The sequence below is a fragment of the Synechococcus sp. UW140 genome (genome assembly GCF_900474295.1).
Taxonomy (GTDB): Bacteria; Cyanobacteriota; Cyanobacteriia; order PCC-6307; family Cyanobiaceae; genus Synechococcus_C.
Genome location: NZ_UCOB01000021.1, coordinates 19,614 through 42,668 on the forward strand (window position 1 = coordinate 19,614; position 23,055 = coordinate 42,668).

The 23,055-nt window shown below is 61.2% G+C and carries 26 protein-coding genes; 10 read left to right on the plus strand and 16 right to left on the minus strand.

Features of this window, described 5'->3' with window-relative positions:
• Positions 1 to 107: 107 nt before the first annotated feature.
• From DXY10_RS08040 to lipB, 4 genes are all read right to left on the minus strand, one after another.
• A complete protein-coding gene (locus DXY10_RS08040) occupies positions 108 to 1,445 on the minus strand; it encodes a dihydrolipoamide acetyltransferase family protein (protein WP_115018321.1) in 1,338 nt (445 codons plus the stop codon).
• A 63-nt stretch (positions 1,446 to 1,508) separates the two neighbouring features.
• Positions 1,509 to 1,952, minus strand: a complete 444-nt coding sequence (locus DXY10_RS08045; RefSeq protein WP_115018323.1) for a YlqD family protein — start codon at positions 1,950 to 1,952, stop codon at positions 1,509 to 1,511.
• Positions 1,953 to 2,036: 84 nt separating this feature from the next.
• Positions 2,037 to 3,983, minus strand: a complete 1,947-nt coding sequence (locus DXY10_RS08050) for an AMP-binding protein (RefSeq protein ID WP_115018402.1) — start codon at positions 3,981 to 3,983, stop codon at positions 2,037 to 2,039.
• Between the two features lie 29 nt (positions 3,984 to 4,012).
• Positions 4,013 to 4,783, minus strand: coding sequence for a lipoyl(octanoyl) transferase LipB (gene lipB / locus DXY10_RS08055; RefSeq protein ID WP_371411139.1), 771 nt, complete (start codon positions 4,781 to 4,783; stop codon positions 4,013 to 4,015).
• Between the two features lie 12 nt (positions 4,784 to 4,795).
• Between lipB and hpf the strand changes: the two genes are divergently transcribed.
• From hpf to DXY10_RS08080, 5 genes are read left to right on the plus strand one after another with little or no spacing between them, the layout of a single operon-like run.
• Complete coding sequence (hpf, locus tag DXY10_RS08060) at positions 4,796 to 5,383, plus strand: ribosome hibernation-promoting factor, HPF/YfiA family (RefSeq protein WP_115018325.1); 588 nt, start codon at positions 4,796 to 4,798, stop codon at positions 5,381 to 5,383.
• Positions 5,384 to 5,401: 18 nt separating this feature from the next.
• Entirely contained in the window at positions 5,402 to 6,109 is a 708-nt protein-coding gene (locus DXY10_RS08065) for a deoxyribose-phosphate aldolase (protein ID WP_115018327.1), read from the plus strand.
• A complete protein-coding gene (locus DXY10_RS08070) occupies positions 6,102 to 6,908 on the plus strand; it encodes a DNA repair protein RecO (protein ID WP_115018329.1) in 807 nt (268 codons plus the stop codon). The genes DXY10_RS08065 and DXY10_RS08070 overlap by 8 nt, the downstream gene beginning before the upstream one ends.
• A 19-nt stretch (positions 6,909 to 6,927) precedes the next feature.
• Positions 6,928 to 8,307 (plus strand): MFS transporter, encoded by a 1,380-nt coding sequence (locus tag DXY10_RS08075; protein WP_115018406.1) that lies wholly within the window; start codon positions 6,928 to 6,930, stop codon positions 8,305 to 8,307.
• 33 nt (positions 8,308 to 8,340) lie between these two features.
• A complete protein-coding gene (locus tag DXY10_RS08080; protein WP_115018331.1) occupies positions 8,341 to 9,519 on the plus strand; it encodes a glycosyltransferase family 4 protein in 1,179 nt (392 codons plus the stop codon).
• On the opposite strand, the gene proC is transcribed toward DXY10_RS08080, so the two are convergent.
• The 6 genes from proC to der form a co-directional block, all read right to left on the minus strand.
• Positions 9,520 to 10,338, minus strand: coding sequence for a pyrroline-5-carboxylate reductase (proC, locus tag DXY10_RS08085; protein ID WP_115018408.1), 819 nt, complete (start codon positions 10,336 to 10,338; stop codon positions 9,520 to 9,522).
• A gap of 22 nt (positions 10,339 to 10,360) precedes the next feature.
• The gene (locus DXY10_RS08090; protein ID WP_115018333.1) at positions 10,361 to 10,942 is read right to left on the minus strand and encodes a cell division protein SepF; all 582 of its coding nucleotides are present in this window, start codon (positions 10,940 to 10,942) and stop codon (positions 10,361 to 10,363) included.
• Between the two features lie 73 nt (positions 10,943 to 11,015).
• The gene (locus DXY10_RS08095; RefSeq protein ID WP_115018410.1) at positions 11,016 to 11,711 is read right to left on the minus strand and encodes a YggS family pyridoxal phosphate-dependent enzyme; all 696 of its coding nucleotides are present in this window, start codon (positions 11,709 to 11,711) and stop codon (positions 11,016 to 11,018) included.
• Between the two features lie 24 nt (positions 11,712 to 11,735).
• A complete protein-coding gene (locus DXY10_RS08100) occupies positions 11,736 to 12,002 on the minus strand; it encodes a PipX family protein (protein WP_115018335.1) in 267 nt (88 codons plus the stop codon).
• Between the two features lie 21 nt (positions 12,003 to 12,023).
• Positions 12,024 to 12,938 (minus strand): CbiQ family ECF transporter T component, encoded by a 915-nt coding sequence (locus DXY10_RS08105; RefSeq protein WP_115018337.1) that lies wholly within the window; start codon positions 12,936 to 12,938, stop codon positions 12,024 to 12,026.
• Between the two features lie 3 nt (positions 12,939 to 12,941).
• The gene (der, locus tag DXY10_RS08110; protein WP_115018338.1) at positions 12,942 to 14,309 is read right to left on the minus strand and encodes a ribosome biogenesis GTPase Der; all 1,368 of its coding nucleotides are present in this window, start codon (positions 14,307 to 14,309) and stop codon (positions 12,942 to 12,944) included.
• 134 nt (positions 14,310 to 14,443) lie between these two features.
• Here der and DXY10_RS08115 point away from each other — a divergent pair, with 134 nt between their 5' ends.
• Entirely contained in the window at positions 14,444 to 14,827 is a 384-nt protein-coding gene (locus tag DXY10_RS08115; RefSeq protein WP_115018411.1) for a L,D-transpeptidase, read from the plus strand.
• A gap of 30 nt (positions 14,828 to 14,857) precedes the next feature.
• Here the strand turns inward: DXY10_RS08115 and DXY10_RS08120 are convergent, their stop codons facing one another.
• Positions 14,858 to 15,349: a DUF1823 family protein gene (locus DXY10_RS08120; protein WP_115018340.1), complete on the minus strand. Its 492-nt coding sequence runs from the start codon at positions 15,347 to 15,349 to the stop codon at positions 14,858 to 14,860.
• A gap of 56 nt (positions 15,350 to 15,405) precedes the next feature.
• Between DXY10_RS08120 and DXY10_RS08125 the strand changes: the two genes are divergently transcribed.
• The 3 genes from DXY10_RS08125 to DXY10_RS08135 are packed head-to-tail and all read left to right on the plus strand — an operon-like array spanning position 15,406 to position 19,086.
• Positions 15,406 to 16,002 (plus strand): hypothetical protein, encoded by a 597-nt coding sequence (locus tag DXY10_RS08125; protein WP_115018342.1) that lies wholly within the window; start codon positions 15,406 to 15,408, stop codon positions 16,000 to 16,002.
• Between the two features lie 37 nt (positions 16,003 to 16,039).
• On the plus strand, positions 16,040 to 17,059 hold the full coding sequence (gene dusB, locus DXY10_RS08130; protein ID WP_115018344.1) for a tRNA dihydrouridine synthase DusB: 1,020 nt from the start codon (positions 16,040 to 16,042) through the stop codon (positions 17,057 to 17,059).
• Positions 17,056 to 19,086: a glycosyltransferase family 2 protein gene (locus DXY10_RS08135; RefSeq protein WP_115018346.1), complete on the plus strand. Its 2,031-nt coding sequence runs from the start codon at positions 17,056 to 17,058 to the stop codon at positions 19,084 to 19,086. The genes dusB and DXY10_RS08135 overlap by 4 nt, the downstream gene beginning before the upstream one ends.
• On the opposite strand, the gene DXY10_RS08140 is transcribed toward DXY10_RS08135, so the two are convergent.
• Both DXY10_RS08140 and cobI read right to left on the minus strand, forming a co-directional pair.
• Positions 19,058 to 19,690, minus strand: coding sequence for a DUF4079 family protein (locus DXY10_RS08140; protein WP_170955754.1), 633 nt, complete (start codon positions 19,688 to 19,690; stop codon positions 19,058 to 19,060). The two genes, DXY10_RS08135 and DXY10_RS08140, sit on opposite strands and share 29 nt — an antisense overlap.
• A gap of 42 nt (positions 19,691 to 19,732) precedes the next feature.
• Entirely contained in the window at positions 19,733 to 20,452 is a 720-nt protein-coding gene (cobI, locus tag DXY10_RS08145) for a precorrin-2 C(20)-methyltransferase (protein ID WP_115018347.1), read from the minus strand.
• A gap of 118 nt (positions 20,453 to 20,570) precedes the next feature.
• On the opposite strand from cobI, the gene DXY10_RS08150 reads away from it, so the two are divergent.
• Positions 20,571 to 21,116 (plus strand): acireductone dioxygenase, encoded by a 546-nt coding sequence (locus DXY10_RS08150; protein ID WP_115018415.1) that lies wholly within the window; start codon positions 20,571 to 20,573, stop codon positions 21,114 to 21,116.
• A gap of 27 nt (positions 21,117 to 21,143) precedes the next feature.
• On the opposite strand, the gene DXY10_RS08155 is transcribed toward DXY10_RS08150, so the two are convergent.
• From DXY10_RS08155 to grrA, 3 genes are all read right to left on the minus strand, one after another.
• Positions 21,144 to 21,377 (minus strand): hypothetical protein, encoded by a 234-nt coding sequence (locus DXY10_RS08155; RefSeq protein ID WP_115018417.1) that lies wholly within the window; start codon positions 21,375 to 21,377, stop codon positions 21,144 to 21,146.
• Between the two features lie 217 nt (positions 21,378 to 21,594).
• The gene (gene grrM, locus DXY10_RS08160; RefSeq protein WP_115018349.1) at positions 21,595 to 22,743 is read right to left on the minus strand and encodes a cyclophane-forming radical SAM/SPASM peptide maturase GrrM/OscB; all 1,149 of its coding nucleotides are present in this window, start codon (positions 22,741 to 22,743) and stop codon (positions 21,595 to 21,597) included.
• Positions 22,740 to 23,048, minus strand: a complete 309-nt coding sequence (gene grrA, locus DXY10_RS08165; protein WP_115018351.1) for a GrrA/OscA1 family cyclophane-containing rSAM-modified RiPP — start codon at positions 23,046 to 23,048, stop codon at positions 22,740 to 22,742. The genes grrM and grrA overlap by 4 nt, the downstream gene beginning before the upstream one ends.
• Between the last annotated feature and the right edge of the window lie 7 nt (positions 23,049 to 23,055).

A 23,055-nucleotide genomic window follows, 5' to 3' on the forward strand; every position in this document is an offset into this window, starting at 1 on the left:
CTCAACGTTTGATCCTCCATCCCTACTAGGGGCAAGGTTTGAAACTCTTGGCTTGGCAGCAACAAGAAGAAATCCCCCAACATTGGAGGGGGGGGTGCTTGAAAACCTCAGATCGCCAGGCTGTCTGGACGGGTCTCGATTAACTCAGCCAAATCCTTCAGGAAGGCGGCACCGTCTGCGCCATAAATCACACGGTGATCAGCGGTGAGGTTCACCTGCATCTGGCGCTTCACAGAGATCGAACCGTCCTTCCCGGCTACCACCGTGGGACGAGAAGCGGCGACAGCCAGGATCGCACCGGTGCCAGGCGGAAGGATCGCATCAAAACGATCCACCCCAAACATGCCCAGGTTGGACAACGTGAAGGTACCGGTGCTGTACTCCTCGGGCTGCAGTTGCTTGCTGCGAGAGCGCTTCACCAGGTCTGCCCACTGGCGAGACATCTCATACAGATCAGTGCGGTCGGCCTGTCGCAGGACTGGTGTGATCAAACCTCCGTCCTCCATGGCGACGGCCACCGCCACGTTCACATCGGCGGGATACGCCATCCCAGCCGCAGTGGTGGCTGCATTCACCTGGGGATGACGAGCCAAGGTGACGGCCACCGCCTTAGCCAGCAGCGCCGTCATCGTCACGCCCTTGGGCTTCACCTGCTTATAAAAAACATCCAACTTGTCCGTGGTGATCGTGTATCCAACGCGGAAGCAAGGAACAGCCAGGCTGGCTTCCATGTTGCGGTTCACCGCGGCCTGGAGAGTGTTGAAGGCCACGGTCTCACCAGGAGCACCGAAGCTATTGCCTGCCTGGGCAGTCGGCACTGCTGGGGCACCAGCACCAGCCACGATCGCTGCAGAGGTACCTTCCCCAACCCGCGGAACACTGACAGGGCGGCCAGCGGCCCGTTCGACATCTTCTGCCTGAATACGACCATTCGGGCCACTGCCGCGAACGCTGGCGAGATTCACCCCCATCTGAGAGGCGAGCTTCTTGGCCCGGGGGCTAGCAACAAGACGACCATCACTAACGACAGGCGCCGGAGCCGCTGCAGGCACAGGGGCCGGTGGAGCCACCACAGGTGCAGCAACTGCTGGGGCAGGAGCCGGGGCGGCGGCCGCAGGAGGCGATGACGGAGCTTCTGAAGAGGGAGCTGGGGAGGCTCCACCAGCGCCACCGCCCTTGGCCTGAGCCTCAGCGATCTCAGCTTCGGTCTCCACGATCAGACCAATGGTTTCTCCCACTGGAGCGGTGCTGCCGGCCGGCATGAGCACAGCAGCCAAATAACCCTCGTTAAACGACTCCACATCCATGTCGGCCTTGTCGGACTCGACCACAAGCACCGACTCACCTCGGCCCACCTTGTCTCCTGGCTTTTTAAGCCACTCGACAATCTTCCCCTCCGTCATCGTGGAGCTGAGGGCAGGCATGAAGATGTCGTGGGTCGCCAAAACCTTCTCCAGTGGGGCTGAGTAGCGGAATTTTACGGGCCGGCAGGCCGAGCAGGAGCAGGATCAGCCCTGCTCGATCGACTCGACCACACCATCACGGACCACAACGGCGACCTGCATCTTGCTGACGAGGTTGTCGCCGACGGCCAGTTCACAGAAACTCTCGATCTGACCCTGATCAACGATCTCCTCCATCGCGACATCGCGCACCTGCGACTGCTGCTGGAGAAGATTGCGCTTCTGCTCTTCCAGTTCAGAGCGCTTGGCAGCGACCTGCTGCTGCACCTGTGCCACCTGATCCTGCACCCTGGGATCCAGAGGATTGGCGCTCTGACGACGCACCTCCTCAACCACCTGCTGCCCCTCCTGCTCCAGCTGGCCTAACTGCTGATCGGTGGTCGCGATCGCGGTGCTGAGCTCCCGCTCCGCTTCTTCCTTCCAAGCCGGCGTCACAACAGCACGGATCGCGATTGTGCGCTTAATCGACAGGGTGGTGCCGTCAGACATGGAAGAAAGGAAAGAGCGCCAAGCGTCTCAGTCCCAGCCTCGGGGGTCAAGCCACCCCGATGGCGGGTTCCCGATCCAGGAGGCTCAGCGCCCGTAGAAGCCCTGGATCACAGCCCGATCGCGGTCAGTGATGCGATCGCGACGTTGCTTAAGCGTTTGTGTGAGCAAACCATTTTCAATCGTGAATGGCTCCACCAGTCCCACCCCGGCCAGACGCTCATCCCCCCTGGAGCCAACGCGTGCTGTCAACAACCGATTGAACTCACCACGCAGAAGACGACAAATCTCAGCCTGCCCAGGGGATCCACCCAGATCGGCCGCCACACTCACCCCCTGCTCCGCAGCCCAAGCCTGAATGGCGTCAGTTCGAGGGACCACAAGGGCACCAAGTTGACGCTCGTCCTGACCCACGAGCATGACTTGCTCTACCAATGGGCTCGACACCAGTAGCTCCTCCAGCGGCCCCGGTTCAATGTTTTCACCGCTGCTGAGCACGATCGTGTCTTTGGCGCGGCCAGTCAGCACCACGGAGCCATCGGGCAGCAGCATGCCCAAATCACCCGTATCGAACCAGCCGTCGCCATCAAGCACCTTGGCAGTGGCGTCTGGCTTGCCGAGGTAGCCAGCCATCACCTGGGGACCGCGAACCAACACCACGCCGCGCTCCCGGAAGCCGAGCGGTGCGCGAGTGTCGGCATCAACGATGCGAAATTCGGTTTCTGGCATGGGCAGCCCCGAACTTCCACGGATATTGCGCCAAGGTCGCCGGCAACTCACCACCGGACTGGTCTCAGTCAGTCCGTAACCCACCAAAAGCTCGATCCCTACCGCTTCAAAGAAGGCATCCACATGGGGGGCAATGGCACCACCGCCATTGATCGGGAACTGCAACTGGCCACCACTGAGCTGCAGACGCAACTTGGGCCAGATCAGCGTCGAGGCGAGGGCATGGGCGGGCCAGCGCCGCGTCATCTCAGCGGCAGCCTTCAGGCGCTGACGTCGCCCCAGGGACTCGAGCATGAGATTGCGATTACGACGGCGGGCCAGGCAGTAGGCGCTGCTATTGGCCAGAGCGGCGCGCAGGAGACGCTGGCGTGAGGCTGGAAAGGTCTTGAGCACATCCTCAAAACCAGCCTGCACTGCCTCCCAAAGACGCGGCACGGTGGCCATCACCACCGGCTTCACCCTGGGCAGATCACGCTTGAGCTGCTTGATCGTTGTGTAGCTCTGTGAGCAGGCGCAGGAAAAGAAGTAGTACTCCGCGCTGCGCTCATAGGAATGCCAGATCGGCAGCACGCTCAGCACAGGTGCTCCTGGGGCTGGATGGGCCACACAGGCGAGGCTGCGGATCTGATGCAACAAGTTGGCGTGGGTGAGCGGCACCCCCTTTGGCTGACCGGTCGTCCCAGAGGTGTAGAGAATCGTGGCCGTCGTGGAGCCAGCCGTATCCAGGCCTCGGCTAACGATCGGATCCGGTGCTGTGCCCAAAGCGCCCATGGCCAAAAAGGCCTCCCACCCGATCACCCCCTCGAAGACCGGCTCACCTTCCAGCTGGATGATGCAGCGCAGACTTTCCCGCAGGGGCTCCGCAAGGTCCAGCCGTTGCAGCAGCTCAGCGTTCTGCACCACAAGGGCCACGGCTTTGCTGTCCTGAAGGATGTAATCAAGCTCCTGCACAGGAGCAGCGGCACCCCGCACAGCGCTGACAGCACCCGAACGCATCAAGCCCTGATCAACCACGAGCCAGCGAGGACTGTTCTCGGCAAACAACCCCACCACATCGCCTGAGCCGACCCCAAGGGAACGGAAGGCGGCAGCGGCGGCGGTGATCCGGTCCGCCAGCTGCCGGTAGCTAAAGCATTCGGGATGGGTCGCATGGGGCGCATCGACCGCCATCACATCCCCATGGTGACTCGCCAACCAAGGCCAGATTTGATCCACTCTGCCCAGATCCTCCACATGGGAATGAGCCTTGAGCGCTGCCTGCTCACGAGGGGTGGGGGTCCAGCTGGAGCGGGCGGCGATGGGCACGGGGATCGAGGGCAGACCGCCCAGGGCTATCACCCCCTCGGCTCATCGGCAATCATCAAGTGGCTGAATGCGGCACCAGGCCCCTGCCAGCGGAGCCCAAAGCGTTGCCCCAGGGCATCCCGCAGCAGCGGCTGCACATCCTCCACTCTCAGCCCCGGGATCCACTCACTCAGTCGCCCCACGGCCTTCCCTTTCAACCCGCAAGGCACAACTGCGTCAAAACCGCTGAGGTTGCCACTCACATTGAGCGCCAGGCCGTGCTGGGTAATCCATCGGCGGCAACCCACGCCGATCGCCGCCAGTTTGCGGCCATCCAGCCACACCCCAGTCATCCCCTCAATCCGTTCGCCCTCGAGATCCAGCTGGACCAGTACATCGATCACCACCTGTTCCAGCTGCCGCAGATACCAGTGCAGATCACACTGGTGCCGGTGCAGATCCAGCACGGGGTAAGCGACCAACTGGCCGGGCATGTGATGGGTGACTTCCCCGCCACGATCGATGCGGTGCAATGGTGCTGGCGGCTCAGCAGGATCGAAGAGCAAATGCTGGTCGGAGGCGCCGCGGCCAAGGGTGTAGCAAGAGGGATGCTGCAGCAGCCATACCGCTTCCGGAGGCTGCACCACTTCATGATCGTTTTGAACCGAACGAGTGGAGAAGGCCAACAATCTCTCCTGCCAGTGCTGCTGCCAGCTCCAGGCGACGGAGAACGGCACCAGCTGCTGCGGCTCAAAAAGAAATGCCGAAGGCCTCTGTGCGCCCTGGTTTGGCGTCTCTAGCGTGCAGATATCAATCGGCACCGGAGAGATGCCATGAAGCTTCTGATCCATGGTCGCAACCTGGAAGTGACCTCGGCTCTGCGCGACTACACCGAATCGAAGCTCGAGCGGGCCGTTCAGCACTACAACGACATGGTGATGGAAGCGGATGTGCACCTGTCAGTCGCCCGCAACCCCCGCGTTCCCCAACAGACAGCTGAGGTGACGGTGTTCGCCAACGGCACGGTGATTCGTGCCCAGGAACGCAGCGAAAACCTTTACGCCAGCATCGACCTGGTGGCCAACAAACTGAGCCGTCAGCTGCGTCGTTACAAGGAACGCCACAGTGACCACCACCACAGCCATGGCCATCGGGCCAGCACCACCCCGACCACCGAAGCGGTGATCGACGAATCATCGGTGGATGGCTCACTGCTCGATGGCAAGGAGGCCCACCTGCCTGATCCTGGTGTGCGTCGCAAGTATTTCACGATGCCCCTGATGGGCGTTGAAGAAGCGCGGCATCAGCTCGATCTCATCGACCACGACTTCTATTTATTTCGCGATGCAGAGACCAAGGAGTTGCAGGTGATTTACCGCCGCAATCATGGGGGCTATGGCGTCATCCAGGCGCGAGACTGACGCTTCCCACCCAAGCCCATGACCCGCTTGCCCCGGCAGCAGGAGCTGCCGGATCTAGCCCCCTTGATCCATCAGGCCCTGCTGGATCCTCTACTCAGCCGTGATCGCCTGAACGAGGGCTGCGATGCAGCCCGCCAGCTTGGGCTTGGAAAGCTATGCACCAACCTCAGCCAGCTGACGGCCGTGCGGGAGCGTCTCGGCGCTCCGGGACCCACGGGCCTGATCGCAGTGATCGCCTTCCCCTTCGGCGCCATCCCCACAACCCTCAAACAAGCGCAAGCGGAGTGGGCCGCTGAGCACGGCGCTGAAGCACTCGACGTTGTGCCTGACCTGACGGCACTGGCTGAAGACCGCCCCAACGCCTTTGCTGAGGAGCTCGCCATCCTGATCAACGTTGGGTTACCGGTCACCGTGATCCTCGACATGGCGAGGCTGGAAGAAGCACAGCTGAAGCTGGCGGTTGAGGCCGCCATTGATGCAGGCGCTGAAGCCGTACAGACAAGTAACGGCTTCGGAGCCGCCACCACAGCCAGGCAAGTCCAGCAGCTGCGAAGTCTCAGCCGCGGACGATGTGGCATCAAGGCTGCCGGCGGCGTGCATAGCCTGGAACAGTGTCAGCAGCTGATCGAAGCGGGCGCCACTGCTCTAGGCACGAGCAGTGGACCGCAGTTGATGCAGGCTCTGCGCACCCCGATCGCCAGCGGCAACGGAAACATCGATGGCTGACCGCCGGCTGGAAGGGCTGGCCTTAAAGGTGGGCCCCCTGGGCGAACATGACCGGCTGTTGACCCTGCTCAGCGCAGAAGCGGGGGTGATCCGTCTGGCAGTGCCCGGTGCCCGCAGACCACGCAGCAGCCTGGCCGCCGCCGTGCCCCTCACCCAGATGGAGCTGCAGGTGGTGGGGCGTCGCGGTTTGCCTCGGGTGCGTCAGCTCAGGGTGCAGCACAACTTCGGCGCCGTCGGGCAACGACTGGAAACCTTGGCCGGGGCGCAGGCTCTGGCCGAACTTTGCATGGCTCTGGTGCAAGACGACGACCCTTTGGCAGGCCTCCTTGACACCGTGGTGATCCACCTAGAGCGACTGGAAACCATCAGCCGTGATCAGAGCAGCGGCTGCACAGCCCTTGCCAGCAGCGTTCAAGCCTGTATTCATCTGCTCGCCCTTGGCGGCTACGGCCTACCGCTGCAAAACTGCTGCCGATGCGGCGACGCCCTGATCCCCCCCATTGGTCAATGGGACTGGCGCTGCAGCCTGATCGTCGATGAGGGCCTGGCCATCGGTCGCCAACCTGGTGCGGCCGTTCAGCTCAATCCCTCGGAGCTGGCCCTACTCCAGCGACTGCCTCGCGCAGAACTGCCTCGCCGCCGCGATGGCAGCCTGATGGGCCCTGAAGATGTGTGGTTGCGCCTCCTGACCGTCGTGGAGTGCTGGATCCGCTGCCATCTGCCCAGGCCGGTGCGATCCCTTGCCATGCTGCGGGAGTCAGTGATTGTCTCCAGCAGTGACGGCGCTGGGCGATCATGAGCCGGTCTTCTCTGGCATCTTGAGCGGTCCCTCCATCAACAGCCCGGAGCCAGCACTCCCCACTGGCGGCAACCCCCAAGGAGGGCGCGGACTTCAAGCAGTCCTGCGCCTGAACGACTTCCGCAAGCTCTGGATCGGCCAGATCTTCTCCCAGCTGGCTGACAAGTTCTACATCGTGCTGATGGTCTTTCTGATCGATCAGCACCTATTGCTGACATCCCAGCAGAACGGTGTGCTTGCCGATGTGGCGTCGGAGGTCGGCCTCGATATCAGTACGCGCACGCAGGTCATCACACTCCTGGCCACCGGCATCTTCGTGGCCAACACGCTCCCTGCCATGGTGCTCGGCAGCGTGGCAGGGGTTTGGGTTGACCGCTGGCCAAAACGGCGGGTGATGGTGGCCTCCAACGGTCTGCGCGCCCTGATGGTGCTGTTCACACCTCTTTTCCTGATCCCGGGTCCGCTGATCCTTGGGCTGCCTTGGGGCTACTGGGGACTGGTGTTGATGACCTTCGTGGAGTCGATCCTCACCCAGTTCTTCGCCCCGGCAGAACAGGCCGCCATCACGCTGCTCGTGCCCAGCGAGCATCTTCTCGCGGCCAACTCCCTCTATCAGACCACCAGCATGGGCGCCACGATTGTTGGCTTCGCCCTCGGTGAGCCGATCCTTCGCGGCCTCAACCATGTGTTCAGCACGATTGGCATTCACGGCGGTGAATTCATCCTGCTGCCGTTCTGCTACGGCATGGCAGCCCTCAGTCTGCTGGCCATCCGGCACCGGGAGCAGGCGATCCGCAGCGATGGCCGTTCGGTCTGGCATGAGATCGGCGAGGGCCTTCAGGTGCTTAAACGGATCCCCACCGTGCGCAATGCCATGGTGCATCTCGTGCTTCTTTACAGCCTGCTGGCCGCCCTCTACGTGCTGGCGCTCCAGCTGGCAGGGTTGATTCAGAGCCTGGGTCCCTCCGGTTTCGGCACCCTGCTGGCCATGAGCGGCCTGGGCATGGCCGTCGGCGCCGTGGTGATCGCCCAGCTTGGCCATCACTTCAACCGCCGCCGCCTCACTGCCGCCGGCCTCGGAGCCATCACCTTCTCACTGGTGCTGCTGAGCCAGTTCAAGGGCTCTCTGAGCAGCACCCTCACCCTGTGCGGAGTCCTCGGAGTCGGAGCAGCCCTGGTCGCTATTCCGGCTCAGACCACCATCCAGGAGGAGACCCCAGAGACCCAGCGAGGCCGCGTGTTTGGCCTTCAGAACAACCTGATCAACATTGCCCTGAGCCTGCCCCTGGTACTGGCGGGAACGCTGGTGAGCAGCGTCGGTCTCAGTCCGGTGCTGTGGCTCTTGGCCCTGTTAGCGATGTTCGCCGCGCTCATGGAGCGTCCTTGGGAGCGCTGCTAACTTGCTTGTTCAGAAGCGGGAAAGGCAGAGCGGGTGGCCCACATCGCCTGGCTGGGAAAAAAATCACCGTTCTGCGGCAATGTCACCTACGGGCTGAGTACGACCGAAGCGCTCAGAAAACGCGGACATCAAACCAGCTTCATTCATTTCGATAACCCTGGCTCCCCTGCCAGCAGCACCACGTCTTTGCTGGCCAACGACCCAGACGTGAGCCTGCCGTATCTAGTCAAATCGCAGGTTTACACAATTCCATCCCCGCGCGCCCAGCGGGAACTGCGTGAATCGCTCGAACGACTGCGGCCCGATCTGGTGCACGCCAGCCTCACCCTCTCACCGCTGGATTTCCGCCTACCGGAGCTCTGCCAGCAGCTGGGTGTGCCCCTGGTTGCAACCTTCCACCCGGCCTTTGATGCTGGCCTGCGCAACCTCACCGCCGGCACCCAGCAACTCACCTATCAGCTCTATGCCCCTGCCCTAGCGCGTTACGACCGCGTGATCGTGTTCTCCGAGCTCCAGGCGGATGTGCTGGCGCGGCTCGGGGTGAGTGAAGACCGACTGGCGGTGATCCCCAACGGCGTGGATCAGCAACTCTGGGCACCTCCCTGTTCCATGCCTGCCGCAGCCAGAACCGATGCAATCCGCTGCCAAGTCGAAGAGAGGCTGGGCAAGGAGCGGATCTTTCTCTATATGGGCAGAGTCTCCACTGAAAAAAACGTTGAAGCCCTGCTCAAGGCCTGGAAGCTGGTCAATCCCCCCGGTTGCAGGCTGGTGATCGTGGGCGATGGACCTCTGCGCACCACTCTGCAGAACGCTCATGCCAACAACAGTGTGGTCTGGTGGGGCTACGAGTCCGACCTGGAAACTCGGGTGGCCCTGATGCAGGCCGCGGAGGTCTTTGTCTTACCCAGCCTGGTTGAAGGACTCTCTCTTGCCCTGCTGGAAGCGATGGCGAGCGGATGCGCCTGTGTGGCGACCGATGCTGGAGCCGATGGCGAGGTGCTTGCCGACGGCGCCGGCATTGTGCTCAGCACTCAGGGAGTTACCACCCAGCTGCGCACCTTGCTGCCTGTGCTTCGGGACCAGCCGGTACTCACCGCTGAATTGGGCCAACGGGCACGTCAGCGGGTGATGGAGCGTTACACACTGAACCGCAATATTGATGCTCTTGAACAGCTCTACCGAGGTCTTCTGGTCACACCAGTGGCCGCTTAATCAGCGCAAGCTGCGACCGTGCTCAGCAGCAGCCACCACAGCTTCGATCAGAGCCGAGCGCAGACCCGCCGCCTCCAACCTGCGGATTGCGGCCATGGTCGTGCCTCCTGGGGAAGCCACCATGTCCTTCAGCTGGCCAGGATGAAGCTGCTGCTCATGCAGTAATGCTGCGGTGCCTGCGAGGGTGCGGTGGGCCAAATGCTGGGCCTGATCGCGGGGCAGACCCACCGCCACTGCACCATCCGCCATCGCTTCGGCAATCATGGCCACATACGCCGGACCTGAGGAGGTGAGCGCAAGGAATGCATCCAAACGCTCTTCAGGCAACTCCAACACTTCACTGACCGGCGAGAACAAGGCCTGAACCTGAAGCTTTTGCGCGTCGGTCACTCCCTGCCCCCAAGCCAATCCCGTCAGCCCAGCCCGAACCAGCGACGGCGTGTTGGGCACAGCCCTCACACAAACCCTCCCAGGGAAGCAGCTCTGAAGTCGCTCCAGCGTGATGCCCGCCAGCACTGAGATCAGCAGCGGCGACGATCCCTCCTGCACCGGAGGCGCTGCAGCCGCCACCTGATCCAACTGATAGGGCTTAATCGCCAGCAATTGCATCGGTGCTCTCCAAGCCGAGAGCGCTTGCGGGTCAGAGGCAGGCAGCAGGGTGAGCTCAGCAGGCAGCTCTGAGGCCAGTCGCGTCACTGTTGCAGCCTGCCCAACGACAGCAATCACCTCCTCAACGCTCGGCTGGCCCTGCTCCAAGAGAGGTAACAACAAAGCCTGGGCCATCCGGCCCAGGCCAATCACGCCAAGGGAAAAGGTCACAGTGATCAGTCGATCAATGTCCTCAGAGTGCCGCAGCGCTGGCTTCACCCCAAGCCGGTGCCGGAGCAACACTGGCTTCGGCAGAACTTTGTTCCACGTCCTTGGTCACCACCGTTGGAGCAGAAGCCTCGTCCTGACTGGCATTCGTAACGGTGACACAGCTGGGAGCGAACAAGAAGATACTTTCGCCCACACGCTCTTGATGACCATCGATGGCGAAGGTGCCACCGGCCACAAAGTCAACGGCTCGCTGTGCCTGGTCAGGCTCCATCATCGTGAGATTGAGGATGACGGTCTTGCGCTCGCGCAGCGCCTGAATCGCCCGTGGCATCTCATCAAAACTGCGCGGCTCCATCAGCGTCACCTCAGCGGCATTGGTGCTGATGCCGGGCATGCCAATCACGTTGGAACTACCACTGGAGAAGGGCTCAGCATCGGCGAAAGGGTTGCCTGCATCGAGAGGAGCCAACGCCCCACCGACGGCATGGCTGGCACCATGATCCGCTTCAAGCTCTTCGCCAGTGTCGTAATCGAGATCGTCATAGTCACCGTCGAGATAATCATCGCCAGCAACAACAGCACGAAGGCGGGAAATCAACGACACCGGGAGACTGCAAAAACCTTGACCCTGGATAGCGCTCCGACCAGGCCTGAGCAAGCTCTGCAGCAGATTTCAATTATTTCAATTCATCGAACTCATGCCGGGAAATGATGGCGTTAGGCGTGGATTGACGGGCACCGAACAGGCCGGAACCCACGCGCACCCAGGTGGCCCCGGCCTCAGCCGCCGCCTGCCAGTCACCACTCATCCCCATCGAGCACTCCTGCAAGCCCAGACGATCCGCCAGCGAGCGACAGTCGCGAAAGAGAGCAGGCCGCTCAGCAACGGCCAGATCCAACGGCGCCATGGTCATCAGCCCGCTGAAGTGCAGATTTGGCAATGTCTTCAGCTCGGGCAAAGCCTCCTCCAGCTCGACAGGATCCCAACCCGCTTTGGCGGGATCAGGCCGCAGCTTCACCTGCAAGAACGCCTCCGGCTCCACCCCCTCCTCAGAGGCAATGCGCGCCACGCGCCGAGCCAAGGCGAGGGAATCGATGGAATGGATCACAGCAAAGGCACGGACCACTGGCCTCACCTTGTTGGCCTGGAGACGACCGATGAAATGCCAGCGCAGCTGTTGAAGGTCATCCAGTTCAAGCTGTTTTGGCAACGCCTCCTGGACGCGACTTTCCCCGAAGTCAAGCTGGCCTAGTTCTGCGATTTGACGCACCGCAGAGGCCGGATGGCCCTTGCTCACCGCGAGCAGATTGACCCCCTTCGGCAGCAGGTCTTGTAGAGCCTGCCAACGCTCAGCCTTCTCCTGCTCTGCCATCACCGTGTGGCCCACCCCGACCGATCAAATAAAGGTCTGGTCAAACAGCTCTTTCCAACGCTGATGCTCTGCCTGACCATCGCGACGGCTGCGAGCGAGATTGATTTCAGCGTGATGGCGAGCATCCTGAAATGGAATCACCTCGAACTGGGCCCCACGAGGCTGGAGAGTGACCAGAAAGAACATGCGCTGGGCATAAAGGGTTGCATAGACATCTCTTCCCTCACCGGCTGGAGCCACGCGATAAAGCATGCCGAAAGTGGGGTGATTGAGATAACGCTCGGCTCCCACAGATCGCAAACGCAAACATTTTCAGAGGGAACCGTACCTCCCACGCAAGCCAACCACCACGATCAGCAGGATGCCCCCCAGCCAGTTCAATGGCCTAACCCCTGATGCAGCAAGGCTTTCAGGGCGGAAGTGCTCGGATGGCAACCATTGCCCACCGCGAGCGATCAGGGCCTCAGCACCCTGTTCAGCACGCAGCAGGATGTTGGCAAGCAAACGTTCTCCGACCGCTAACACCAGCCCAAACGAGGCTTTCAAACCGAGGCGCTTGAGATTCACCGCCCGACTGGCCAACGCGCGCAGCAGATTCTGCAGCTCCTCCTGAACAAGCGGAAGAAAGCGCAGGGCAAGCAACAGCTGAAAGCTGAGCCGATCCACCGGCAAGCCCAACGCCGCCAACGGCGACAGCAGCCAACTCAGAGCCCACACCAAATCCTCACTGGGCGTGGTGAGCAGCATCAAGTTGACACTGTGCACCACGGTGAGGATCAGGGTGGCACTGTTGAGGCCAAGCTCGGCAGAACGACGATTCACCACCAGGGGGCCGAGACTGAAACCTGCAAAGTTCAGTGGCCCGAGACGCAGCAGTTCCCAGGCGGGCGTGGAGGGCAGCGTGACATCCAGCTCTTGCTGGGGACGGTATGGCAGCAGGGCAGGGGCATCTCCGGTGGGGAGCAAGGTGGCCAGCACCCCAGCCAACAGGGCCAACAAGGTCACCAAGGCAAGCGAGCGCCACCAGACCCGCACCGACAGACCACTGCAGAAGGTGATCAGCAACAGCAACAGCAGCAACGACACACGCCAAAGCGGCCCGGCCAGGACTGGCGTAAGCAGGAACATCAACACCCAGCCCAGCTTCAGGCGTGGATCCAAACGGCGCAGCCAGCCCGAGTTGGCATCGACGTACTGACCGATGGGAATCTGACGCAACCAATCCATCGGTCAGCTGGAGCGGCTCTGCTGCCGTGCCAAATCGCGCTCGGCATCCCGTTGCTGCTTCCCACGCCAAAACAGCTTCAATGGCGTTCCCTCAAAACCAAGGCCTTCACGGATCTGACGCTCCACATAGCGCCGATACGTGTCACCAAACAGCTTGGGCTCATTCACGAACAAGGTGAAGCTCGGAGGTCGACTGGCCACCTGGGTGCCGTAATACAACCGACCCTGACGGCCGCCGCGGGTGGTGGGTGGACTGCGCCAGCTGAGCGCTTCCTTGAGAACTTCATTGACCACGGATGTAGTAACCCGACGACGGTGCTGCTCCACCGCCAGGGCCGCCAAGGCAAAGATGCTGTCGACCCTCTGACCAGTGAGGGCCGATGTGAACAACATTGGAGCCCAATCGAGGAAATAAAGCTTGGAGCGGAGCTCCTTCTCCATCGCGGGCATGGTGTGGCTGTCCTTCTCAACAGCGTCCCATTTATTGACGACCACCACACAGGCACGGCCCTCATCTTCGATCCGACCTGCTAGGCGCTGATCCTGCTCGGTGACACCATCAAGAGCATCAATCACCAGAACGCAGACGTCACTGCGCTCGATAGCTTTGAAACTGCGGTTGATCCCAAAAAACTCAGGGCCGTAGCTCACACTGCGACGGCGGCGGATGCCGGCGGTGTCCACCAACTTCCAAGGGAATCCTTGGCGCTCAATACTTGTGTCGATCGTGTCGCGAGTCGTGCCACGGATCGGACTGACGATCGCCCTCTGCTCACCGCAAATAGCATTGAGCAAGCTCGACTTACCCACGTTGGGACGGCCAACAATGGCCATCTGAATCGGCTCATCATCCGTGCCTTCCTCATCCTTTGGAGGAAGAAAGGTGAGCACCAGATCAAGCAAATCACCAGTTCCTGCACCATGGATCGCGGAAATCGGGTGGGGTTCACCCAAGCCAAGCCCCCAAAAATCCGCTGCCATCGCCAGTCCCTGATCTGGCGACTCACACTTGTTCACCGCCAGCAGCGTGGGGCACTTCTGAGTGCGCAGCCATTCGGCAATCGCTTCATCCGCTGCCGTCACCCCTTGCTGACCATCCACGATCACCAGAGCGACGGAAGCCTCCGCCATGGCCAAGTTCGCCTGCTCACGGATCTCAGGCAAAAACTCGCTGTCGTCGTCGAACACCAAACCGCCGGTGTCGACAACTTTGAATTCACGATCACCCCAATACCCATCTTGGTAGGTCCGGTCCCGCGTCACCCCCGGCTCGTCATGAACGATGGCTTCCCTGCTGCGGCAGAGACGATTCACCAGCGTTGACTTGCCAACGTTTGGGCGACCGATGATGGCAACGACCGGACGCGCCACGACATGCAACGAAAAGAGATTCTTTGACCCTACAGAGGCGCGAAAGGCAAAACCTTTCCGTTTGCGACGCACGAGACGCGAGTGAGACAGCTATGGATCGGACAGTTGCCTCCGCCCCGAAAGCGGATCTTTCCATGATCGAACTGATCGCCTCCATGGTGGTGGATCTCTCCGAGCAAAAACTGACGGTGTATGACCACCAGGATCAGATCGTGCGGGTCATCCCCGTCAGCACCGGCAAAGCCAGCACCCCAACCCCCACTGGCATCGGATCCGTGCGGACGAAATACCGTTCGGTGACGATGCGCGGCCGCAACTACGTCGCCCCTGGTGTGCCCTACGCCATGTGCATCACGGCCAACGAAATGATTTGCCTGCATGGCGCCCCCTGGCAGGAAGACGCTGGTCAGGCCTTCGGGGTTCCCAGAAGCAATGGATGCGTTCGCATGCCAACCCATCAGGCACGGTGGCTGTTCGAGAACACTCGCAAGGGCACCGAAGTGCTGATTCAGGTCTGAACCGGGGCCGTTCCAGCGTGGTTCTCAGGCTCAACGCACTGGCAAATCACCAGGGTGGCCACAAACGGGATCCAATGGAGGCTCCAAACGCTCCGGCAGAAGCCCCTCCTCAGCGAGGGGTTCCTGCCGTTCCGCCAGCCAAGCCAATAGCCAGTTCACCACCGTGGCCCTGCGGGTGCGACGTGGATAAAGCTCGCCGATTTTGTAACCCTCAAAGCCAAGCTGCTGCTTGAGCAACTGCTTGAGCGGCTTGGGGACCGACCGGGTGAGGGCGACAGAGGCCGGTCGGGTGGCGATCACTTCTGGAGCCTTCGGAAAGGCCTCACGCCACGGCTCTGGCGTCGTCGGACCAGCCTGCCAACAAGACTCACCATCCTGCCCAGGCAAGCAGAGATAACCAAGTCGCTCCCAGACCCGTTCGGCCACGAAACGATCCGTGGTGCGATCCTCGAGAATCTGCAGCAGCAGGGAGCGACTGAGAGGCCAGAAGGTCTCCACGATGACCCATGCGTGACCCACCATCGTTTCATGCCCCCACGACACAGACAGGCCGCCAGCGCCTCCGATAGCGTCCGGATATGTATGTGATCGACACAACCCTGGCTCCAGGCAGCCGCATCAGCCCGGACTCAACCCTGCAGCGCCTCGTCTTTGCTCTACCAGCCGCCATCCAGGCCAAGGTGCGCAAAGACCAGCGCAAGCTGCTGGGCAAGGACGCGGCCAAGCAAGCCCCTCTGCCCTGGGACGAACACGGCCTGGTGACCTACAGCTTCCTCCGAACCTCCCGACGAAGCCAACCGCTGATCTGCGACCGTCGGGATGAGCCCCTGCCCCGCCGCAGCCGAGATCAGCTGCGGGTCGGCCAGAGGGTGCGCCTGTCGCTCCGACAAGTCCCCCGTCTCGGCAAACCCCGTCTCGGGACAGTCGGGAGCACCCGTCTGGAAGTGTTGAAAGTGCAGCTGCCGCTGGTCGATGCCCCCGCCGGCAAAGGCAAACCTGCGAGTCCTCACAGCATCCAAACGGTCAAGATGCCCCTCCCCGTGGATCTGCTTCAGGAGGTGGAACGGCTTGCAGAAGCCGATGGCTGGTCCGTGTCTGCCTGGTTGCGGAACGCCATCGAATCCCAGGTCAGTCGAGAACAGGGCAGGATCGGCACGAACCGTCCAGCCGCCTGAACACCGCCAAGGAGAATGTCCACCTCTGCTGGAAGCCATGTCGGCACAAACGGTTGAGCGCTTCGCCACCCCCCTTGCCTTAAAAGGGGGTGCCAGCGTGCGACAACTGCGCTGCCGGGTCTTGCAATCACCCCTGGCTGGGGTGAGCGATCGCATCTTCCGCCAACTCGTGCGTCGCTGGGCTCCAGATGCCCTCCTGTTCACCGAAATGGTGAATGCCACCAGCCTGGAGCTGGGTCACGGACGGCACAAAGTCGAAGAATTAGCCCAGGAAGCCGGGCCGATCGGAGTGCAACTGTTCGACCATCGCCCCCAAGCCATGGCGGAGGCCGCCCGTCGCGCTGAGGCCGCCGGGGCCTTTCTGATTGATATCAACATGGGCTGCCCCGTGCGCAAAATCGCCCGCAAGGGCGGCGGCAGTGGCCTGATTCGTGAGCCAGACCTAGCGGCGAGGATCGTTGATTCAGTGGCAAGGGCCGTGAGCATCCCCGTCACTGTGAAAACCCGCCTGGGCTGGTGTGGCAGCGATGGCACGGCCTCAGCTGCTGTGCAGTGGAGCCAGCAATTGGAAGCAGCCGGAGCCCGACTGCTCACCCTTCACGGCCGCACCCGTGAACAACGCTTCAGCGGCAAGGCCGACTGGGAGGCGATTGCAGCCGTCAAAAATGCACTCACGATTCCTGTGATTGCCAACGGTGATGTGAACAGCCCGGACGATGCCCTGCTTTGCCTGAAGGTCACGGGTGCCGATGGGGTGATGGTGGGGCGGGGAACGATGGGAGCTCCCTGGTTGGTCGGGCAGATCGATGCCGTCCTGTCTGGACGATCGGTACCCGCCACACCCAGCGCCGAGGCACGGCTCCACCTGGCCCGTGAACAACTCGTGGCCCTGGTCGCTGATCGAGGCCACCACGGCTTGCTGATCGCCCGCAAACACATGAGCTGGACCTGCAACGGCTTCCCGGGGGCACCCCAACTGCGCCATGCCCTGATGCGAGCACCCAGCCTTGATCACGCCCTTGCCTTGCTCGACGCCCAGATCAACCAGCTGGCATGAGTTGGTGGGCACTGCTGACGCTGCTCTGGCCGCTCTGGCTTAGCCGTCGCCCAGAAACCCTCACGCCTCTCTGGGGCCGTCGCAGCCTGATCGTGCTGATTGGCGCCCTCACCCTCCGTTACCTGAGCTGGCGAGTGAGTGCCAGCCTCAATCTGACCAGCGTGACCTCCATCAACCTGAGCCTGGTGCTCTTGATCACGGAAGGCTGGCTACTGCTCAGCGGCCTGATCGCGATCAGCCTTGCCTGGAAACGCGTTCCTGATCGCCGCGGCCAAATCCAGGCACTGCATCAGCACTGGCAATTGAGCGAATGGAGGCCTGCGATTGATCTCTATGTGCCCACATGCGGAGAACCGATCGCGGTGCTCGAACGCAGCCTGATCGGCTGCACCCAGCAGAGCTATCCCAACACCACCGTCTGGGTGCTGGATGACAGCGGCCGCTTGGAGGTGAAGCAGCTGGCCTCCCGACTGGGATGCCGCTATCTGCACCGCCCAGACCGGGTGCATGCCAAAGCCGGAAACCTCAACCATGGCCTCAGTCATGGCCAGGGTGAGCTGGTGGCGGTGATGGATGCCGATTTCATTCCCCAGAGTGACTTTCTCAGCAGTTGCATCGGCTTTCTGGCGCAACCAGACGTTGGCCTACTGCAAACGCCGCAGTGCTTTCTGAATGCCGACCCGGTGATGCGCAACCTGGGCATGGAGTCTTGGCTGCTGTCGGATGAAGAGAGCTTCTATCGCTGGATTCAACCGGTACGCGACGGATGGGGTGCTGTCGTCTGTTCCGGCACCGCGTTCCTGGCACGTCGATCAGCCCTTCAAAGCATTGGCGGTTTTGTGGAGGGTGCCATCTCCGAGGATTTCGTCACCGGCATCGCCCTGCGAGCGAAGGGCTGGCAGTTGCTCTATCTCCCAAAGAAATTGAGTGCAGGCCTAGCCGCAGAAACCATGGCCGATTTCGTGCGCCAGCGGCAACGCTGGGCGGAAGGCACTCTGCAGAGCCTCACCCTGCCCCAGGGCCCACTACGCAGCCCAAATCTCAGCCCAGGCCAACGACTGGCCTACCTAGAGGGGGCCCTCCATTGGTTCAACAGCCTGCCGCGCCTGCTGCTTCTGCTGATGCCCCTGAGCTACGGGCTACTTGGCGTGGTGCCGATCCTGCTCAGCTGGCAGAACGCGCGCGACTATCTGCTGCCGCTGTGGGGGACACTCCTGCTCAGCGTGGGTTGGCTGAACCGCGGTTCCCGTGGAGCACTGATCAGCGAACTGACTGGCTGGGTGCTCACAGTGCCCCTCAGTCTCACCTTGATCAGGCATGGCACCCGCCTGCTACGCGGGCGAACCAGCCATGAATTCCTCGTCACCCCAAAGCACCAGCGACGGGACCGTGGGAGCTGCAGTGCCCAGCTGGTGCTGCCGCTGCTGCTGCTCACCCTGCTCACGTTGATCAATCTGCGCGGACTGCTCCTGCCGGCTGCATCCCTTGACCCGATCGCCCTGAGCGGACGCCCGATCGGCTTGGTCTGGGCCAGCCTCAATCTGGTCAGCCTCTTGATCGCCCTGCGAGCCTGCTGGGACCCGCCAGCAAGCAATCCAGCACCCTGGCAACAACTCAGCAGTGAGGCATGGCTCGAAAACAACGGCGGACCCCGCCATCCCTGCCGGATCAACGCCATCAGTGAAACCGGAGTGGAAGTGAGCTTCACCGGTTTGGCACCGGAGTTCGTCATCAATAGCCGCCTCATCTGGTGCGACAACGTTGCAGCCCTCCCCGTGACCCTGGTCCGCCGCAGGGGACCGCAGCTGGCCCTGGCCTGGGCAGGGCTGACGCAGCACCAACACATGGCGCTGATCCACTGGCTCTACGGACGGCCCGATTGCTGGCCAGACCGAAAGGCCAAACAGGAATGGAGAGCTCTACTCATCCTGATCAGCAGGGTGATCCGACCCGCTGCCACACCTGGACCACTGCAGCGCAGCAAGATGCCCCAACAGCTCAAAGGAGCAGATTGCGGGTTCCGCTGATTGCCTGGGTGGCCAGCAGCAAGGCCACCACCAGATTCAGAGCGACATGCAGGCGACGAATGGAGGGCCAGCGGTCGATCTCCGCTTGCAAACCCATCGACAACAACAACAAACCTGCAAGAACCACGCCTCCCCAATAGTGCGATTGCCAGAAGGCCGCCTGCCAGGGCCAATCGGCACCGCGCTGCACTTCAGGCTGCGACCCCAGCAGCAACAACATGATCCACGTGCTGATCGCCCATCCCAAGCGCAGAGCAGTGCGACGGCAACGCAACAACGCCACAAAAGCTGCAATCACGCCGGCTTCAGCAGCCAAAAACGCAATCAGGCGGGGCAAGGAAGGCGACACGGCAGCAAGATCAGCAACCGGACGCCCAATCCAGGCCTCGGCAACGTCATGGGCAATGGCAATCAGGGACGCGAGGATCACAACAGCCGTCACCCAGCGACCGTGATCAGCGTGCTCCACCGGGACGGTTGGAGCAATCGGATTGATATCGAGACGCCGCTCCCGCGCCAGGATTCCCAGCCTGATTGTGGCTCCCACCACGGGGTAGACAAACAGAATGATCAACACTGGATGCACCAGTCCAAGCCACTGCATGGCAGACAGCGAGGGCACGGAAAGCAGGGTCAAAATCTCCTCCTATGGCAAGACGACACTGCTGCTTTGACGGACCAGCAGCAATGAGAAATAGGGCCGCGACCCAGCTTGCACGGCGGCCGCAGGCACCACCTGCTGATCACCCCAACCGATCCGCTCAGCGAACAGAGTCTGATCGAGTAGCCCCCGAGCCCGAAGCAGCGGCTGGATCCACTGCCAACGCACCCCCAACTTGATCAGAGCGAGAACGGTGCCACTCTCCTCAGCCTGATCAAGCAATGCCTCCATGGCTGCAGGTGTTTCAGGGCAAGGACGGATCAACAAGCCCTCCTGTTGCAAGGCCAGTGGCCAGGCGCCGGCGGCGGCGGCGGCGGATACCGAGGAAATCCCAGGGATCAGTTGCAAGCTCACGTCAGGATGATGGCGCTGAAGCGCCAGCAGCACGTAACTGCCAGTGGCGAACAACGAGATATCCCCCTCACAAAGAAACACCACCCGATGCCCCTGGCTCACTTCCTTGGCAAGGGTGGAAGCGGCCGCTCGCCAGGCCTCTTGCAGCGCGTCAGGCTCTGTGACCATGGGGAAGACCAGGGGTAGATGTCGCTGATTCGGCTGCAGATACGAAGCCACAATCGAAGCGGCCATCCCCACGGCCTCCGGCCGTGCCACTGGATAGGCCACCACCTCAGCTGCGCAGAGACAGCGATGGGCCCGAAGCGTGAGCAGATCAGGAGCACCGGGACCGACTCCGATCAGGACCAGCGGAGACGTTGAGGGAACAACGGGGGATGCAGTAATGCTCAGACCCCTGGGTGCAACTGGGCTTGTTCTAGGTCACGCCAGCCCTGCCCCCAGAATGCTCAACGACCTCGAAGCGGCAATGAGCACACTTCGCATCCATCAAGCCGCCAAGCCATCCGCACCGCCCTTACTCGAAGCCTCTGATCCAGACCAGATTCAGCAGGAGCTGGCTGAGAGGGGGATTGACTTCCAACGCTGGCCAACAAGCCAAGCTCTGCCAACCGGAGCCAACCAGGAGGTCATCCTCCAGGCCTACGCCAATGAGGTGGCCAGAGTGCAGGCGTCAGGTGCTTATCCCACCGTTGACGCCATCCGGATCACACCGGATCACACCGACAAAACAAGCCTGCGTGAGAAGTTTCTGCGGGAACACACCCACAGCGAAGACGAGGTGCGGTTGTTCGTGGAAGGAAGGGGGCTATTCACCCTTCACATCGGCGAGGAAGTGCTCCAACTGCTCTGTGAAGCTGACGACTGGATTGCCGTTCCGGCAGGCACCAAACACTGGTTTGACATGGGAAGCGAACCAAACTTCTGCGCCATCCGTTTCTTCAATCAGGCCGAGGGCTGGGTCGCAGAGTTCACCGGCGACACCCTGGCCGAACACTTCGATCGATTGGAATGATCAGGGAATGGACTGGGATGAAGGCTCTCAGGCAGCGAGCAGCAGATGAGCATCCACAACGGACTTCAACGCAATTCGGTTGCTGCTGGGAGACTGCTGCGGAACGGACTCGCCCACCAGCAACGCCGCCTCAAGATCAGAGCACTTGCGCAACAGGTCTTTGACCAAAGGGTTGGCCTTCAGGACATCCCACTGATCATCTGTGGTGCCATTCCGAAGAGCCTGGAGGGAATCGGCAACCGCCACAACAGGTTCAACCATCGCCAGACAAGCAACGACAGGACCAATACTAAAACTGCCCACAGGGCACTGGTCAATCTCTTTGGACTTCTTTTGGACTTTGATTGCGATTGCGTAGCGATTGCAACCCTGGCGACACCGAACCCCAGCAAGAAGACCAACAGGCAGAGCTCTGGGCAGTACAGAACCACCGCAGGCAGGCGTCAGGCCGGCTGGATTGCGCAGCTCCAATCCCCAGTCAGCTGGCCGTAGCCGACTGCTCCTCTAGCTGCTCAAGCAGCACGTCCACAGGAATCTTGGTGGAAAAGCGACAGGCACAGGTCTCACTGGCATTGAGCGTGCCGTGCTCCCAATACTTATTACTCCCGGTACCACCACCACAGAAACCGTAGTAATCGCATTGGCTCCTGCACTCAGCCATGCCGGCATTCATATCGTGCTGCAATTGGCGAAACGCTTGCGTTTGCGTCGCATCCTCAAGCGAAAGATCGCGAAGGTTGCCAAGATTGAACAGGCCATAGCGTTCGGTTTCAACCGAGAGCAGCTCCGGATCAAAGGTTGAGAAATTGCCCGCCGCATCCACACTAAGAATCGAATAAGGGCGATTCATCTCGTTTTGGCGAAGGCGTTGACCAAAGCTGATCATCTCCAACACCTGATCAAACTCCCGCAGCTTGATAGGGAAGCCATCCCGTTGATTACGGCGCCAGAAACGCCGCAAAAACTCTCGGTACTGCTTCTCACGCCTCAACCCCTGCATGGAGGAGTGGACATGAACACCTTCCTGCTCCTCAACATTAAATCCGACGTGATGAATGCCTTCATCCCGCAGAAATTCATACATCTCATCAGGCTGATCTAGTGCTTCATGGGTAAGCACTGCAATAGCGTGAAAGGGAATACCATGATCTTGAAGGGTGCGAATTCCACGCATCGTGTGCCGATGGGATCCGTTGCCGTTACGGAAGCGTCGATGGGAGTCATGAATGCACTCAGGACCATCAATACTGACGCCAACCTCAATCTTATTTCTCTTAATACACGCTGCCCATTGATCATTGATCAGGGTGGCATTCGTCTGAATGTGCTGATCAATCACCACGCCCTGCTGCTGCAGCTCGGCAGTCGCTTTTTCAAGGCATTTCGTGGCCTCATCGTAATAGCTACAGGGCAAGGTGAGAGGCTCACCGGCATGCCAGAGAATCGAAAGATGAGGACCCCAGAAGGGACTCTCGTAAATCCTCTGCAACAACAGCGGCAGCTGACTGAGATCAAACTGGTGACGCTTCTGACGGTCGGGCAGGTAGCAATAGCTGCAATCAAGATTGCAGAGAGATGTGGCCTGGATCACCACCAGGCCAATAGGACCGTAGTCAGCGCTGTTCACCAGTTTGCGAATCCTCCCCGGTAAGCATTACCAAAGCCTCCTCCGCCACCATTGGCAAATCCGCGACCACGGCCATTGCCCCAGGCACGTCCACGACCATTCCCCCAGGCCCGCGCCACCAAGGGTGGCGTTTGGGGGGGCTGATGATCCAGGTCGCTCCAGACCTGATGATCAATCTTTTGAATCCGTTGTTCCAAGGCATTGCTTGCATCAGGCTGACTGTGCACAGCAGCACGACTGGACTCACAGAGCACAGAGCTGGCAGCCAGTGCAGCAGCAAGGCTGAGAAGTGTGGTCTTGTTCATGGTGAAG

Excerpts from the sequence above, each read along its gene's own strand:
- DXY10_RS08045 (WP_115018323.1), bottom strand. The coding sequence starts at position 1,952 with ATGTCTGACGGCACCACCCTGTCGATTAAGCGCACAATCGCGATCCGT.
- hpf (WP_115018325.1), top strand. The coding sequence starts at position 4,796 with ATGAAGCTTCTGATCCATGGTCGCAACCTGGAAGTGACCTCGGCTCTG.
- DXY10_RS08065 (WP_115018327.1), top strand. The coding sequence starts at position 5,402 with ATGACCCGCTTGCCCCGGCAGCAGGAGCTGCCGGATCTAGCCCCCTTG.
- DXY10_RS08070 (WP_115018329.1), top strand. The coding sequence starts at position 6,102 with ATGGCTGACCGCCGGCTGGAAGGGCTGGCCTTAAAGGTGGGCCCCCTG.
- DXY10_RS08095 (WP_115018410.1), bottom strand. The coding sequence starts at position 11,711 with ATGGCAGAGCAGGAGAAGGCTGAGCGTTGGCAGGCTCTACAAGACCTG.
- DXY10_RS08105 (WP_115018337.1), bottom strand. The coding sequence starts at position 12,938 with ATGGATTGGTTGCGTCAGATTCCCATCGGTCAGTACGTCGATGCCAAC.
- DXY10_RS08115 (WP_115018411.1), top strand. The coding sequence starts at position 14,444 with ATGATCGAACTGATCGCCTCCATGGTGGTGGATCTCTCCGAGCAAAAA.
- DXY10_RS08120 (WP_115018340.1), bottom strand. The coding sequence starts at position 15,349 with ATGGTGGGTCACGCATGGGTCATCGTGGAGACCTTCTGGCCTCTCAGT.
- DXY10_RS08125 (WP_115018342.1), top strand. The coding sequence starts at position 15,406 with ATGTATGTGATCGACACAACCCTGGCTCCAGGCAGCCGCATCAGCCCG.
- dusB (WP_115018344.1), top strand. The coding sequence starts at position 16,040 with ATGTCGGCACAAACGGTTGAGCGCTTCGCCACCCCCCTTGCCTTAAAA.
- DXY10_RS08135 (WP_115018346.1), top strand. The coding sequence starts at position 17,056 with ATGAGTTGGTGGGCACTGCTGACGCTGCTCTGGCCGCTCTGGCTTAGC.
- DXY10_RS08140 (WP_170955754.1), bottom strand. The coding sequence starts at position 19,690 with ATGCAGTGGCTTGGACTGGTGCATCCAGTGTTGATCATTCTGTTTGTC.
- DXY10_RS08150 (WP_115018415.1), top strand. The coding sequence starts at position 20,571 with ATGAGCACACTTCGCATCCATCAAGCCGCCAAGCCATCCGCACCGCCC.
- DXY10_RS08155 (WP_115018417.1), bottom strand. The coding sequence starts at position 21,377 with ATGGTTGAACCTGTTGTGGCGGTTGCCGATTCCCTCCAGGCTCTTCGG.
- grrA (WP_115018351.1), bottom strand. The coding sequence starts at position 23,048 with ATGAACAAGACCACACTTCTCAGCCTTGCTGCTGCACTGGCTGCCAGC.